We start from the raw sequence: 14,665 nt of genomic DNA, 5'->3' as shown, positions 1-14,665 counted from the left end.
ATGCCATGAAAATTGCCACACTGATTCGTTTTGCTGTGACTTTCGTTGTCGTGCTTGTCGCAGTACTCGTCGCGCACGCGCTATGGAAACACTATATGTACTCGCCGTGGACGCGCGATGGCCGCGTACGCGCCGAGATCGTGCGTATAGCGCCCGACGTGTCCGGACTGGTGACGCAGGTCAACGTCATCGATAACCAGACGGTCAAGAAGGACCAGCTGCTGTTTGTGATCGACCGTGCGCGTTATCAGAATGCGTTTGACCTGGCCAATGCCAACGTCGGTGCGGCACAGGCCGTGGCGCGTGCCGCCCAGGCCGGTGTGGAGGCGGCATCGGCTGGCGCAGCACAAAGCAAGTCGAGCTACGACATGGCGTCCGAGCAATCCAACCGTCGGCAAAAGTTGAACGATGTGGTATCCGATGAAGACCGCGCCGATGCCAAATCCGCCGCTGCCACGGCACGTGCCGGGTTCAACCGCGCGCAAGCTGGCATGGATCAGGCCTTGGCCAGTCAGCAGCAGGCGCAGGCCTCAGTAACCCAGGCGAAGGTGGCGTTGGCTGCCGCGCAGCTCAACCTGGATCGAACCGAAGTACGCGCGCCAACCGACGGATACATCACCAACCTCGCCATACGCGTCGGCGACTATGCCAGCGTCGGCGTGCCACGCCTCGCACTGATCGACAGCCACTCCTACTGGGTCTACGGCTATTTCGAGGAAACCAAGCTACCGCAGGTGCATGTCCACGATTCAGTCGATATCCGTCTGATGAGCGGCGGTGTGCATCTGCACGGAACGGTGCAAAGCATTGCCCGTGGTATTACCGATGCTGCCAATCCCACCGGTTCTGATCTCCTGTCCGATGTGAACCCGACCTTCAACTGGGTGCGACTCGCTCAGCGTGTGCCGGTGCGCGTGGATATCGATACCGACCATATGCCGGCGGGAACCGTTCTCGCCGCGGGCATGACCGCCACCTTGATCGTGCATCCGCATAGCGCCGACACTGCCGTAGTGGCATCGCCATGAGTGTCCATGACATCAAATCACGAAAGTTTTTCCGCACCGCAATGCTCGTGCTCAGCATTGCGCTAGCCGGCTGTGTCAGTAGCGGCGGACTGCATACGACGGGCGCGATGACTGATTCCGCCAGCCTAAAAACTGAGCGTAGCCTGGCCCAGGTACCACTCAGTCCGACCGCGTGGCCAGCGCAAGATTGGTGGGTCGGCTTCGGCGATTCGCAGCTCAATACACTCATCGCCGAGGCGTTGAAGAACAACCCCACACTCGCCGATGCCGAAGCGCGCGCCAGACAGGCACAGGCCGTGGCCGACAGCCTGAAAGCCGCCCGTGATCCGCAGGCAGATCTGAGCGCCAGCGCCGTAGGAGCACGGCTCTCCAGCAAGGATCCGGTCTATCCCGAATATGCACTGGGATCCTTCGCCTGGGGCAAGTCGGTGACGGCGGGATTCTCGTGGGATCTGGATCTCTGGGGTGGCAAACGCGATGCCTGGGAGGCTGCGTTGGGCCGCAGTCGTGCAGTGCAGATCGATGCGCACGCGGCGCGCATCCAGTTGTCGGTGAACGTGGCACGTGCCTATGTGCGGCTGGGCTATGCATTTGCCCAGCGCGACGTGGCCGATGCCGAACAGCAGCGCGCCAGTAAATCGCTCGCGTTGACCCGTCGGTTGATTGAGGGCGGCCTGGGTACGACGCAGCAGGCGTATCTGGCCGATTCGCAGGTGGCGAGTGCCGAACAGCAGAGGGTGCAGGCCGATCGTGCCATCGATGCGGCGCGCAGCAGTCTGTCCGTGCTGCTTGGTCAGGGTCCGGATCGGGGCCTCGCCATCACGCGACCGCACCTGCTCGATCAGAGCATGGTCGCCTTACCGGATCAGCTGTCGGTGGGCTTGCTGGGGCGTCGCGCCGATCTGGTGGCCGCGCGCTGGCAGGTCGAAGCCGCGGCGAAAGACATCAAGGCGACGAAGACGGAGTTTCTTCCCAATATCAGCCTCAGCGCGATGGCCGGTGTGGTCGCTGTCGGCGACAGCACGAATGTCTTTCAGTTGCCGGCACGGACCTTCAGCATTGGTCCGGCACTCAGCCTGCCGATCTTCGACGGCGGCCGACTGCGTGCCAAGCTTGCCGCCACTGACTCGGTCTACGATCAGTCGGTAGCACGCTACAACACGCTTCTCGTTGCCGCGCTCAATGACGTATCGGATCAGGTCTCTGCATTGAAATCGGTGCGAACCCAGATCGATCTGGAGAAACGTGCGCAGCTGGATGCCCAAAAAAGTTGGGAGCAGGCGATGACTGCTTACAAAGGTGGTGTCAGCGGTCCACTCGTACCCCTGATCAGCCGTCAGCAGTTGCTGCTGACCGATCAGCGTACTGCAGCGCTGGAAAGCCAGCAGGCCGATATTTCCATCCAGCTCATCGAGGCACTGGGTGGCGGCTATGGCGTCGGCGACTCAGTCGATCCGGATCATGTAGCGGAGGCAGGGCAGGTGTCTCGATAAGCGCATGGCTGCGCGATCGGCCTAGCAGCGGGCGATGGAGAGGGCGGTGAATAGGCATTCAAGACTGGCGGTGGATTTCTTTGGACGGCTCTGCGGTTTCCAGGCCTTGTAGCTTGTAAGGTAGCAACCTGATCAGCCGTTTTTGAATCTTCAACGATCAGGAGCCCGTGCATGCCGCCTGCATCAGATCCACTTCCCGCACCGCCCGCGCATTCACGGGCGATAGCGATCATCACCAGTGCCACCGTGCTGGCGTTGCTGTATCTCGGCAGGGAAGTGCTGGTGCCGATCACGCTGGCCCTGATCCTGAGTTTGCTCGTGGCGCCGCCGGTGCGCTGGTTACGCAAGATCGGGCTGGGTCATGCGCCGTCCGTACTGATCGCAGTGCTGGCGTTGGTGATGTTCCTGGTGGGCTTGTCGACGATAATCGGCTCGCAGGTCGCGCACATGGCCACCAGCCTGCCGCAGTACGAGGCGACGGTCCATAACAAGATCGATGCCTTGAGCAAGCTGACGGCGGGTCGCCTCGAAGCGATGCAGGATGAAGCGGGTCGCGTACTGAATCAGTTTGGTGACCGTACGGCAGAACTAGCGAATGAGCCTGCCGACGCACAGCAAAATCTGAAGGCCTCCACCAGTGTCGTGCCGGTGGAAATCCGAACCGCACCGCCCAGCCCGATGGGCGTGGTCGGCCGCATTTTTTCATCGATATGGCCACCGCTGCAGACGGCTGGCATCGTGCTTGTGGTGCTGATCTTCGTATTGCTGGAGCACGAGTCGTTGCGGGATCGCTTCATCCGCCTGGCAGGTGGGTCGGATTTGCGCGCCACGACGGAAGCGATCAACGATGCCGGTGAGCGCCTCTCGCGATTTTTCGTTTCGCAGTTTGCGGTCAACTTTGGTGTCGGTGTGGTGATCTGGCTCGGTCTGGTGATCATCGGTGTACCCAATGCGCCGTTATGGGCCACTCTTACCGCGATTCTGCGTTTCGTGCCTTATGTAGGTGTTTGGCTGGCGGCGATTCTCGCCACTCTGCTCGCGGCCGCAGTCGATCCCGGCTGGTCATTGATGCTGATGACGATCGGTCTATATATGGTGGTCGAAACGGTGGTTGGGCAACTGGTGGAGCCGCAGCTATATGGCCACACCACCGGGTTGTCGCCGTTGGCGGTGGTGGTCGCTGCGATTTTCTGGAGTTGGTTGTGGGGGCCGGTCGGACTGATCATGTCGACGCCGTTGACGCTGTGTCTGGTCGTCGCCGGGCGGCATGTCAAAGCGCTCAACCTGCTGGATATCCTGCTTGGCGACTTGCCTGCGCTCACCATGCCGCAGCGCTTTTACCAGCGTGCGATTTCGGGCGACTCCGATGAAATCATCGCCAGTGCGCGCGTTTTTCTGAAGCGAAAATCCTTCGCGGCTTACTGTGATGCCGTGCTGCTGCCGGCGCTGCAGCTCACCCGCATCGACCTGGTGAATGGCCTGATCAATCCGGAGCAGCAGGTCATCGTTCGCAGCGCCATTGTGCGAGTGATCGAATCACTCGGTAGTCATGGACGCAGGCATTCGAGTTGGCGTCGTTCCGCATCGGTGCTCGAGGGATCGAGTATCGGTCAGGTCCTTCGTCAGCGGCGCGAAAGCGTCAGCGGACGCTGGCAGGGTCCGCTGGTAGTGGCGCCGCGATCGGTAGTCTTGTGCACGGGCCTCGGCACGATTGGCGATGATCTGGCTACTGAAATTCTCGCACGTATCCTGCGTGATCTGAATATCGATGCACGTCACCTGTCGATCCAGGATATCGAAGCGATTGAAGCCGATCCGCCGCTTGAGGTCACACGTGACGGCATCTCGATGGTCTATATCGTCAGTGCGGCACCCGGCAAGGAAAGGGAAAACAGCGCGACGGTGGCCAGCGAAATGCGTCGCCGGTTTTCTGACGCATGCATTCTTGCCGTCCTGTTGCCTGCGTTGCTGGCGCTGCCGGAAATCACGCTTCCCGACCCCGGCGTCAACCAAGTGGTGAACTCGCTGGAAGAAGCCGCACAGCAGGCCATTGCCCGGTTTCCCGGCGGCGGAAAAAGCACCCAATCCTGAGTGAGCTGGCTAGCGATCCATCAGAGTTCGTTGGCAGCATCGGTGAGGACCATCTCCAGTGCCAATGCGGCTTGCGATACCGATGGCTGCCGGTCGATCACATATTCCAGAACGCCAAGTTCGGGCAGGCCTTGATCAAGACGTACCAGACCTTCCGGAATGACATAGCCCGCAAATGCACTGATGCCGAGCCCCGCCATGACCGCCGCCTGGATCACCATGACGTTGCTGCTGACGATGGCAAGCCGGTACGGTCGATTGACAGCCTTCAAAGCCTCGAAAATGCGACGGCGGGCGATGCTCGGCTCGGGATGCACGGCCAGCGGTATGATCGATTCGCCACCGTTCAATGGTGAAGTAGGGCTCCCGCACCAATACAAAGGTTCCGTGCGGACGACCGTGCCGCGCTGGCTGCCGCTGAGACGTTTGGCAAAAACCAGATCGTGCCGACCTTCGTCGAGTTCACGAAACAGATCACCACTCATGCCCGTACTGATGATCAGTTCGACCTCGGGATTACGCTGCACGAAACTGGCCAGCGCTGTCGTCAGACGAGTGGAGGCGAAATCTTCGGGAAGGCCGACGCGCACGGTGCCATTCAGCGGTGGCCCGCAGAGGCTTGTCATCGCCTCATCCATCAGCGAAAGAATTCTTTCTGCGTAACGATGCAAGGTCTCGCCTTGAGGCGACAGGCGCACGTTGCGAGTATCCCGTTCAAACAGTGGCTGGCCGACAAGATCTTCAAGCCGACGGATGTGCTGGCTGACCGTGGACTGCGAAAGGCTTACTTGTTCCGAGGCGACGGTGAAACTGCCGGTCTGGGCGACGACGACAAAGCTGCGGAGAAGCTCGGAGGGTAATGGTCGCATTGGAAATCCCTCTGAATCGCTTCTGATAACTTCATAAATCGACTGAGTCGCAGGAGTTACGATCGATTCGCCTGATGAATATGGACCGCCGGCAGTCTAAACGATAACTCCCTACATCCCCCAAGGACACGATGATGAAGATCAAAAGCAAAAAGAGCATTTTTCTATCCGCAGCGTTGACGCTGGGCATGAGCGCATTGACCGGCCAGGCGATGGCAGCAACACCGGTGCACAATATCGTTCTCGTGCATGGCGCATGGGTCAACGGCAATGGTTGGAAGCCGGTCTACGACATTCTGGTAAAGGATGGCTACCACGTGTCGGTTGCGGAGCATCCGCTGACGTCATTTGGCGATGACGTAACCGCCGTAAAACGGATTGTCGACATGCAGGATGGTCCGACCATTCTCGTGGGCCACAGCTATGGTGGCGCGATCATTACCGATGTCGGCAACGATTCGAAAGTCGTAGGTCTGGTTTACATCGCCGCACATGCGCTCGACCAAGGTGAAACCGAGGTTGCCAATGGCAAGCTTTTCCCCAATGCCATCAGCAAAACCAACGACGTCAAGAAGACTGCCGATGGCTTTCTGTATCTCGACCTGGCGCGTTATCCGGCAGACTTTGCTGCGGATCTGCCGCTGAAACAGGCCCAGTTCGAGGCGAATGCGCAGGAATTGACCGCGGCATCCGTATTCAACTCACCGGCCGGTCAGCCTGCCTGGAAAACAAAACCGAGCTGGTACGCCGTAGCGACGTCCGATCACATCATCAATCCTGATCTTGAGCGGATGTACGCCAAGCGCGCCCACAGCCACACGATTGAAGTGCAGGGAGCCAGCCATTCGGTTTATGAGTCGCACCCCAAAGAAGTAGCCGCCTTGATTGAACAAGCGGCGACCCACGCCGTTCCATAAAACGATCGACGCGCGCCGGAATGGGTAACGGCGCGCTTGCCTTCGTCCTGCATGCAGATGCGGTAACAAAGCATGTTTAGCCGAATTGCTTCCCGGATTTCATTTTGAGCTCCGGCATCAAAATAATGAAATGGGAACCAATATAAATATGCGATTGCTCAGAGCGTCGGAAATGGCGAGCTATTGAGTAGCATGATGCGCCGCTCAATTGCGTTCACTGTCTTGCCATTTTTAGCGTGTAGCACATCACTGCGCGTCACCAAAAGTTCATCACTAAAAACTATACCTTTGACGAATGTCGTATAGCCCTTCCAGTGCGATGCGCCCGGAACGATGTCAAACTTTTCGGTTTGGTCAGCATGGCTAAGTTGTATCGTGTTCGCATCGCTTTCAGAAAAACCTCCCTCGGAGGTTCCCTCACGCATCAAGGTCACGGTGTCAGTCAATGGATCAACACGGATCACGGTCACCATTTGAGTGCCGTTCTTGCCACCGAGTTCCCAAGCCTGTTTCAGGTCTACGTTCCACTTCATGCCTTGGATCACTTGTTTCGGTGGAACACCCCAAAGCGTGGGGTTGTATGTCAGCCCGCTAGCTTCCAGATATGGCGAGCATTTGTCTTGGGCGCCAACGTTCACGGAACAATATGTACGGCCGCCATCCCGTAGCTCCTCTTCATCATGCCCTCCGGCTTGCCCGTCATAGCGCCAAGTTGAGCTAAAGCGCCAGGCGGAAGGGCGAATAGAAAGTACAGTGTCATCGGCCGAACCCCCATTGCGACTAACGTGCTCGTCATAACCGTCCGCCTTCATTGAACGCAAAATGGAAAATACGTTACTGAAGGTCTGGCCTGCTCTGAATCGTGGTACCAGGTAGTCGTCACCCGTCGGCACTTCTGCACTGACAGCACCTGCATACAACATCGCAACGATCAGCAGATAAGACTTCACGACAGCAAATCCTTCGGGACATGTGAGAAGTTCAGATGCTACTCCCTGTCGGATTTCCTCGGCTTGCACACCCGCGTCTCGATAGGCTGGATCGTGCCTTGGGCGACACTCAGCTGGCGTTATGCAGAGATGCCCAGCTTTTCACCGGGCTGCCAGGCCATACGGTTGCCGCGTAGACGCCACGCGCGATGGCCCGGGTGAGTGTGTCGGCCGCCAGCGCGCCGACCTGCAGCACGGCGAGTTCGCGGTTGGCACCCGGTTCGCGTTTGCCGGTGGACACGGCGAAGACGATATCGCCGTCGAAAGGGCTGTGCACGGGACGGATGGCACGTGCCATGCCGTCGTGCGCCATGATCGCCACCCGCTGCAGTTCCACCCGCGTCAGTGCCAGATCGGTGGCGACGCAGGCCAGGGTGGTGTTTTTACGGCCCTCGTCCAGTGCGCCAACGAGCCAGTCGTTCGGTTGGGCGCGCAAGCGAGCCAGCGCCTTGCCACCACCGCCGCCGAATTCATTGCCGAGTTCATACGGCGTGGCCCAGAACGCATTGGTGCCGGCCGCCACCACCGAGCCCAGACTGTTGACCGCCACAATCGCGCCGACTGTGCTGCCATCGGGGGCGACGACCGAAGCCGAACCCAGGCCGCCCTTGAGCTTGCCAAAGCCCGTGGTGGCGCCGTATCCGGCACCTTCCGTGCCCAGCGGGAAGTGATCGCTGGCATGCGTTGCCGCCAGCAGTCCCAATTGCCGATAAGGCGGTTCGCCGCCCCATTGCTTGTCACCGCCATCGGCCAGGTCGTACAGGCTGGCTGCTGGCACGATCGGCGATACCGGTACGCCTGCTGCAGGGATCAGCGCGAAGCCTTTGCCGTGTTGACCGAGCCATGCAGCGACGCCATCGGCAGCCGCCAGTCCATACACCGATCCACCCGAGAGCACGATGGCGTCCACCGTTTGCACCAGATTGTGTTCACCCAGCGCATCGGTTTCACGGGTGGCAGGGCCACCACCACGCACATCGACGGCGGCCACGACGGGCTGGTCCGGCAGGATCACCGTGGTGCCGGTGCGTACGCGCTCGTCCTGCGCCAAGCCCACACGCAGGCCGGGTACATCGGTGATCAGATTGCGTGGGCCGGTACGGTAGCCTGCCGTGCCGCCCGCAGGCGTCGGCGTTGTGCCAGCGAAAGACCACGACCACTGGCTGGCCAGGGCGGCAGCGGAGAGTCCTTGCAGAAATCGACGTCGACTCAAGGTCATGGGCTTGTTCCAGGCAGAGGTGAGAGATGCAAAGCGCGGCATGCCGTCATGCCGAGATATCGGTGTGGCCTGCATGCCAGCGCTGCAGATGCTCGGCATGCGTGGCGAGATAGGCGCCTGGTGTGAATTTGCGGTCGTAGAAATCCAGGTCCAGGTGATGCGCCTGCAGATACATCAGGATGTAGGTCGACGGAATCGTGGCCGGGAATTTGCCGAAGGTGTCGTAGGCGTATTGCGCCTGCAAGGCGACGCAGGCACGGAAGCGCGCATCGTGTACCTGGGCGCTGGCGCGCACGCCGGGACTGTCGCTCCAGGGGCCCGGAGTATCCGGATGGAACGGGCCGCCAGTACCGTACTTGCGTTCGATCAGGGCATCCAGCGCGGCGTGCATGTCCGGATAATGTGGCGGCGTCAGCGTGGTGAAAACACCTTCCAGGCCAGTAGGGTTCGGCAGCGCCCAGCGTGGATCGGTGTCGAAGCGGAAACCCAGCCCTGGCACCTGCGGGTCACCGCTGGCGCCGAGTATGCTCAGCCGGTCGATGCCATCGAAGCTCCAGCCGCCCAGGCCCATGGCCTGCAGCAGCAGTTGGCCGTTGTAGGAAGATACCGCCAACTCGGCGGACAGTTCGGCCAGTGAATACTGATCGACAAAGCTCAGCGGGTAAGGCTGCTTGATGTCGACCAGGTCGGCGAACTCCTCGATACCGGGAATGGGCCGTCCATTGATATCGTCGTAGATGCAAAAGCCGTTCTGCACGTAGAAGATCAGGTTCAGCAGCGTGTGCTGGGCCAGGTCGCCTACCGGAAACGCCAGCAGGGACCCCGGCGCATTGGCGACCCAGGTGTTATGGCCTTCCATATAGGGTTCGCGCCGCGGCAAGTGGATACGCTCATTTGAAATCCGCCGAATGCGCGATTGGTGCGCATTGAGCAAGGCCTCCAGATCATTCTTGCCATCGGCGCCACGTGCTACCGGCGGCGCGAAATCGCGCGTCTCGAAGATATAGGTGCCACTGTCGTCGGTGAAGAAAATCTCGCTGGTCTGAAAGCCCGCCGCCGAAATTCCTGTGCGCCCGCTGGCCGAGCCGGAGTAGTTGGACAGATGCGGCGCGTAACGATCATGACGCGTGATCAGATTCGACCAGCCGGTGACGCCCCCCATCGCCAGCAGCACGAGCAGGCGTTCGAGGTCTGACAGGGGCAAGGGCGCATGCTTCGAACGGTATTGCAGCGGTCCGTCCGGAATCTCCGCGCCGCGGAAGAAACGCCGCGAACGTCGATTGAACAGCGCATCGGTCAATGAAAAGTTGCCCAGATCACGCAAGGCATCCAGCTCGTGTGGGCCGATTGTGAGGGGTGGCAAGCGGTCTGCCGATGACGACATGGGGTGAATTCCTAGACTCGTAATTAGTGCGGTCGTATCAGTGCGGGTTGGTCGTGTGGTTCGGCGTCGCTGCGATAAACGCGAGCAGGTCGTGGCTGAACTTCACCGGCTGCTCCCAATGCAGGGCATGGCCGGTGCCGGGATAGACCAGCAGTTTGGCGTGCGCGATGTGCTTGACCAGCGCGTCCTGTTCGTCGCGATTGAAGATCGAATCCCGATCACCCCACAGGATTAGCGTCGGCACCTGGATCTTGCCCAGCGCACCCGTTGGCTCGTCGCTGGTCAGGCTGGTCGCCAGGCCATGCCAGGTGGCTGCTGGCACCCGCTGCGCCTCAGCCACCATCACCTCGAAGAACCAGGCCGGCACAGATCCCTGGATGGTGCTGGCTTGAAAGTCGCGCGCGAAGGTATAGTCGATCGGATCACGCAGCGCGTTGAACTCGCTACGGATCGCCTCGCGCACCTGCGGATTGCTGGGCGCGCCGGGTGCCGAGCCGATCAATACCAGGCGGTCGATATGCCGGCCCTGGTCGAGTTCGGCCACGCTCTGTGCCACGAAGCTACCCAGCGAGTGTCCCACCAGGGTGGCGTGCTGGATCTTGAGTTGATCCAGCAGATCGAGAATATCCCCGGCAAAGTCGGCGCGGCTGTAACCCGTGGAGGGATGATCCGACAGGCCATGCCCGCGCAGGGTGACGGCATAGACGCGATAGCTCGACGGAATCAGCGGCAATACGCGTTGATAGGAATGCCAGGAGTCCCCCGCACCATGCAACAGCACGATGACTGGGCCATCGGCCTTGCCCTGCACGACATAGTTCAGGGTGATGCCCGAATGCAGCTTGATCAACTGCGATGTCAGATCATCGCTGGCATGTGCAGCGTTGGATTGTGCAAAAGCCGGCGGAACAAGACTGAGTAGCAACAGGAACAGCAGGCGGATCGGATGTTTCATGAGGTGGATTGCTCTGCGGTGGTGGAGATATGCGCACCGGGGGTAAGTGCTGAAATCAGCACCCCCAGCAACAGCAAGGTGAGATACAGATAGGGCAGCCAGCGATAAGGGCCGACGGCGGCGGGATCGAAAGCGCTCCAGCCCGCCAGGGCCAGCACCACCAGCGCTACGATGGCGAAGATCAGCGTGCGGACGATTCGTCGCCCCTGCGTGAATACTGTCCGCAACACGGCGAGGGTGACGACGATATAGGCGGTGATAAAACCATAGGTGGCCAGCGTGCCGACCCAACCATAGATATCGAACGGACCCGTGCCTGCGACGATCAGCGCCAGCGCAGGAATCACCGTCAACGAGGCCGCCAGCACGACGGCGGTGTGCGGCGTCTTGTTGTGCACATGCGCGCGCGCGTAAAGCGCATGCAGGTAGCCGTCGCGCGCCAGCGCGAACAGGGTCCGTGCGGCAGCGGTGATGCATGCCAGCGTGCAGGCGAAGAAGCTGATCGTCGAGCCGATGGCGAGCAGGGGCGCGAGAAAATCCAGGCCACGGCGATGCGCCAGCCATTGCAAGGGCGCACCGTTATTAGCCAGGTCGGCGACCTGCGTACCGAAGCCAATGCTCTCGGCATACGCGGTAAAAACGAAGAACAGGCCGGACAGGATCGCCGTGAGCGTTATCGTGCGCGGAATCGTTGTGAGTGGCCGAGCTGCCTCGCTGCCGAGCGCTGCCGCGCTTTCAAAGCCTACAAAGCTGAAAATCGCCAACACCAGCCCGGCTCGAATCGGACCCGCGGCCAGAGCATCCAGATGGAACTGGCTGGCATCGAAGCGCAGTGCCGACCCCTGGCCCGGAATCAGGAACAGGGCCAGGATCAGGGCGATGGACACAGCCTCGATCACCAGCATCAAGCGCACCGATATCTGCACGTCGCGATAAGCCAACGCACCGGCTGCGAGCACCGCGCCCAAAGTCATCACTGCAGCCGTGATAGAACCCACGGTTGAGGTTCCGGCGAACAGCGAATAGGCGTAGCTGGTGAAGCCACCGGTCACCGCTGCTGCCGTTCCGGTGTAGGCAATCAGCAGCGCCCAACCGGTAATCAGACTGGGCCACTTGCCCAAGGACCGATGCACGAACGCGTACAGCGAACCCGGCGACGAGGATTGGCGCGCGAAGTAATTGATGCCTGCGGCAATCGCGACGATGCCTACGGTGGCCAATGCATAGGCCAGCCATGAGCCCTTGCCCGATGCCGCCAGTACCAACGGTGCAACCATGGCTGGGGTCGCAGTGGGCGCAATGCTCGCCAGCGATTGTCCCAGCGTTTCCCACGGCGAGAGCCTGCCTTCGTGCAGACCCGTGGGCTGTCGGGCCCGGCTAGTAGGCATAGCTGAAACTGACCCCGTAGGTCACCGGCTCACCCGCGGCTGCAACCTGTGCGTTGATGAAAAAGTTGCGCGTGAGGTCATAGTGCCTGTTGAAGATATTGCGACCCCACAGCGACACGCTCCAGGGCCCCGCAGCAGGCTTGAAAGTGAGATTGGCGTTCGCCAGCCAATAGGAGGCTATATCGTAGGCCGGGGTGAAAATCAGCGGCGTCGCGGTATAGGTATCGTGGTAGCTGTAATTCGTTTCGGCGCGCAGCTGGTAGCTGCCCAGCGGCCACGTATAGGCCACCGAGCCGCCGTAACTCAACTTGGGAAAGCTCAACGGCTGGCCAGCGAAATTCTTGGTGACTTCGTGACCAGCAGCAATCGAGGCCTGCGCATCCACGGTGTCGAATTTCAGATACTTGCCCTTTTTGTAGCCGAGGTATTGCGTGATCTCCAAGTTGTCCAGCGGCCGCCACAAGGCCTCGAGTTCAGCGCCGTCGATTTTCGATTTCGGCGCATTGGTGATACGCCCGATCGGACCGCCGGAGACCGGGTCGTAGACCGTCGAGAGCACCTGCTGATTGCGGTAGTCGTAGTGAAAGATCGAGCCATTCAGACGCAGGCTCGAGCTCAGGTCACTCTTGAAACCCAGCTCATAGGCATTCAATACCTCGGGTTTGAACGCGGCCAGTTGTGCCGGATTGGTGGTGTTGTAAGCGGTGAATCCGCCGGATTTCACCCCGCGGCTGATCGAGCCGTAGTACAGCGTGCCAGGACTCTGCTGGAAATCCAGCTCGGCCTTGCCGGAGGGCTCATTGGTAACCTGCGAGCGATTCTGGTTGGTGATGAAAGGGGTGTAGACGGGGGTCAGGAACGCCGTGGACAGATCGGTCAGGTCGCGCGATTCGTGTTCCTCGCGCGCACCCAGGGTCAGCTTCCACTGCTCGTTGAATTGGTAGCTGGCCTGGCCAAACAAGCCCACGGTATCGTCAGTTTGCCGATACGAGGTTCTTGCTATCCCGCCGAGCACATTGGTGAAGTCGGAATAGAAGCGCTCATCCAGCGTGTCGTGTGAGTAATACAGCCCGGTGACCCAGCTCCACGGACCCTGATCCTGCGAGCTCAGGCGCAGCTCCTGCGAGAACACATTGATGTTGCTGTGGAAGTATTCGTCGGACTCCGCATATTGAGTGGCGTCCCAATCGCTGAGTTCACGTCGCAGCATGCGGTTCCATGCAGTGATGCTGGTTAGCGCTACGCTGCCAAGATCCAGATTGGCCGTCACATCGACACCACCGCTGCTGTTGTCGCGATGTGGCTTGGCGTCGGCGGACTGTCCGATCAACTGCAGAAACTGCGGCCGAAAGCCCCATCCCGTTGCCCGCGAACTGGTGTCTGCCGGCACCGTTGGGCCGGCGCCGCCAGCCGTGGCGAAGGGAGCGAACAGATACAACCCCTGTTCGTCCGATTTGTCGCGCGCGCCATGCACATTCAAATGAAAATTCAGTATCGATGAAGCATCCCAGTCGAGTTGTCCGCGCAAGGCGTATTGACGTTTGGTGCCCAGTGACTGATCGGTAACGCGGTTGTATTGCCACGCGCCGCCCTGATCGTTGGCGACGGACAGACGCCCACGCACGGTGCTGCTGAGGGAGCCGGAAACAAAGGCCTCGGTACTCAATTCGCCATACTTCCCATACGACGCGGTGACGCCGGCATGCAGGTTCTTGGTCGGTGCGTTGGTGATGAAATTGATCGCGCCGCCGGTGGTGTTGCGTCCGTACAACGTACCCTGCGGTCCACGTAGCACCTCTACTCGCGCCAGGTCGAAGAGCTGGCCCTGAGTCTGGATCGAGAAGGCATAGGCGACGCCATCGAAACTGACGCCGACCGGCGAGGAGTTGTTCGAGGCGTAGTCAGAAAAGCCCACCCCGCGGAGTCGGAATTCAGGCTGGCCTCCACCGAACGCGGGTTCGACCTCAAGGCTCGGTGTAGCGTTCTGCAGATCGTTGACCTTCTGGACATTGTGGTCCTTGAGCTCTTTTCCCTGCAACACAGAGAGTGCAATGCCGATTTTCTGCGCCTCTTCTTCTCGGCGCTGGGCAGTCACCACAACAGCTTTCAATTGTTTCGTGGCAGGCACTGCAGGCTCACCACCATTGTCATTCTGGGATGCGGATGTCTGCGCGTGAGCCATGCCGGCAGCGGTGACTAGACTTATCGCACCAATGGCTAGACGGTAGAACGTATTACCCATGTATCCATCCCTAAGTTGAAGTGTTGACTCATGGCGCACCATTCAGCGCGGTCACGGCTGTCCTGCTCGCCCGATATGTCGGCGATGAAT

11 protein-coding genes are annotated in these 14,665 nt (G+C 60.2%); 4 read left to right on the top strand and 7 right to left on the bottom strand.

The genetic code is table 11. From position 1 onward, the window contains the following. Positions 1 to 5: 5 nt before the first annotated feature. From HDE79_RS11625 to HDE79_RS11615, 3 genes are all read left to right on the top strand, one after another. Positions 6 to 1,028 carry an HlyD family secretion protein gene (locus HDE79_RS11625; protein ID WP_184602154.1) on the top strand — a complete coding sequence of 341 codons (1,023 nt, stop codon included), beginning with the start codon at positions 6 to 8 and terminating at the stop codon, positions 1,026 to 1,028. Further along, positions 1,025 to 2,521 (top strand): efflux transporter outer membrane subunit, encoded by a 1,497-nt coding sequence (locus HDE79_RS11620; protein WP_184602153.1) that lies wholly within the window; start codon positions 1,025 to 1,027, stop codon positions 2,519 to 2,521. The genes HDE79_RS11625 and HDE79_RS11620 overlap by 4 nt, the downstream gene beginning before the upstream one ends. Positions 2,522 to 2,692: 171 nt before the next feature. Next, positions 2,693 to 4,612: an AI-2E family transporter gene (locus tag HDE79_RS11615; protein ID WP_184602152.1), complete on the top strand. Its 1,920-nt coding sequence runs from the start codon at positions 2,693 to 2,695 to the stop codon at positions 4,610 to 4,612. A gap of 20 nt (positions 4,613 to 4,632) precedes the next feature. Here the strand turns inward: HDE79_RS11615 and HDE79_RS11610 are convergent, their stop codons facing one another. Continuing rightward, complete coding sequence (locus HDE79_RS11610) at positions 4,633 to 5,481, bottom strand: LysR substrate-binding domain-containing protein (protein ID WP_184602151.1); 849 nt, start codon at positions 5,479 to 5,481, stop codon at positions 4,633 to 4,635. A gap of 134 nt (positions 5,482 to 5,615) precedes the next feature. Between HDE79_RS11610 and HDE79_RS11605 the strand changes: the two genes are divergently transcribed. Next, positions 5,616 to 6,398, top strand: coding sequence for an alpha/beta hydrolase (locus HDE79_RS11605; protein WP_184602150.1), 783 nt, complete (start codon positions 5,616 to 5,618; stop codon positions 6,396 to 6,398). A 158-nt stretch (positions 6,399 to 6,556) separates the two neighbouring features. Here the strand turns inward: HDE79_RS11605 and HDE79_RS11600 are convergent, their stop codons facing one another. The 6 genes from HDE79_RS11600 to HDE79_RS11575 form a co-directional block, all read right to left on the bottom strand. Then, positions 6,557 to 7,348: a hypothetical protein gene (locus tag HDE79_RS11600; protein ID WP_184602149.1), complete on the bottom strand. Its 792-nt coding sequence runs from the start codon at positions 7,346 to 7,348 to the stop codon at positions 6,557 to 6,559. 109 nt (positions 7,349 to 7,457) lie between these two features. Beyond that, positions 7,458 to 8,606, bottom strand: a complete 1,149-nt coding sequence (locus HDE79_RS11595; protein ID WP_221440137.1) for a P1 family peptidase — start codon at positions 8,604 to 8,606, stop codon at positions 7,458 to 7,460. A gap of 46 nt (positions 8,607 to 8,652) precedes the next feature. Beyond that, positions 8,653 to 9,990 (bottom strand): hypothetical protein, encoded by a 1,338-nt coding sequence (locus HDE79_RS11590; protein WP_221440136.1) that lies wholly within the window; start codon positions 9,988 to 9,990, stop codon positions 8,653 to 8,655. Between the two features lie 37 nt (positions 9,991 to 10,027). Then, the gene (locus HDE79_RS11585) at positions 10,028 to 10,945 is read right to left on the bottom strand and encodes an alpha/beta hydrolase (protein ID WP_184602148.1); all 918 of its coding nucleotides are present in this window, start codon (positions 10,943 to 10,945) and stop codon (positions 10,028 to 10,030) included. Further along, complete coding sequence (locus HDE79_RS11580; RefSeq protein ID WP_184602147.1) at positions 10,942 to 12,333, bottom strand: APC family permease; 1,392 nt, start codon at positions 12,331 to 12,333, stop codon at positions 10,942 to 10,944. The genes HDE79_RS11585 and HDE79_RS11580 overlap by 4 nt, the downstream gene beginning before the upstream one ends. Beyond that, positions 12,323 to 14,575, bottom strand: a complete 2,253-nt coding sequence (locus HDE79_RS11575) for a TonB-dependent receptor (RefSeq protein ID WP_184602146.1) — start codon at positions 14,573 to 14,575, stop codon at positions 12,323 to 12,325. Before HDE79_RS11575 ends, HDE79_RS11580 begins: the two co-directional genes overlap by 11 nt. Between the last annotated feature and the right edge of the window lie 90 nt (positions 14,576 to 14,665).

Source organism: Rhodanobacter sp. MP1X3 (genome assembly GCF_014207165.1).
GTDB lineage: Bacteria > Pseudomonadota > Gammaproteobacteria > Xanthomonadales > Rhodanobacteraceae > Rhodanobacter.
Note: the sequence above shows the minus strand (reverse complement) of the source record. Positions and strands in the feature narration are given on the sequence as shown.

Excerpts from the sequence above, each read along its gene's own strand:
- HDE79_RS11625 (WP_184602154.1), top strand. The coding sequence starts at position 6 with ATGAAAATTGCCACACTGATTCGTTTTGCTGTGACTTTCGTTGTCGTG.
- HDE79_RS11620 (WP_184602153.1), top strand. The coding sequence starts at position 1,025 with ATGAGTGTCCATGACATCAAATCACGAAAGTTTTTCCGCACCGCAATG.
- HDE79_RS11615 (WP_184602152.1), top strand. The coding sequence starts at position 2,693 with ATGCCGCCTGCATCAGATCCACTTCCCGCACCGCCCGCGCATTCACGG.
- HDE79_RS11610 (WP_184602151.1), bottom strand. The coding sequence starts at position 5,481 with ATGCGACCATTACCCTCCGAGCTTCTCCGCAGCTTTGTCGTCGTCGCC.
- HDE79_RS11605 (WP_184602150.1), top strand. The coding sequence starts at position 5,616 with ATGAAGATCAAAAGCAAAAAGAGCATTTTTCTATCCGCAGCGTTGACG.
- HDE79_RS11595 (WP_221440137.1), bottom strand. The coding sequence starts at position 8,606 with ATGACCTTGAGTCGACGTCGATTTCTGCAAGGACTCTCCGCTGCCGCC.
- HDE79_RS11590 (WP_221440136.1), bottom strand. The coding sequence starts at position 9,990 with ATGTCGTCATCGGCAGACCGCTTGCCACCCCTCACAATCGGCCCACAC.
- HDE79_RS11585 (WP_184602148.1), bottom strand. The coding sequence starts at position 10,945 with ATGAAACATCCGATCCGCCTGCTGTTCCTGTTGCTACTCAGTCTTGTT.
- HDE79_RS11580 (WP_184602147.1), bottom strand. The coding sequence starts at position 12,333 with ATGCCTACTAGCCGGGCCCGACAGCCCACGGGTCTGCACGAAGGCAGG.
- HDE79_RS11575 (WP_184602146.1), bottom strand. The coding sequence starts at position 14,575 with ATGGGTAATACGTTCTACCGTCTAGCCATTGGTGCGATAAGTCTAGTC.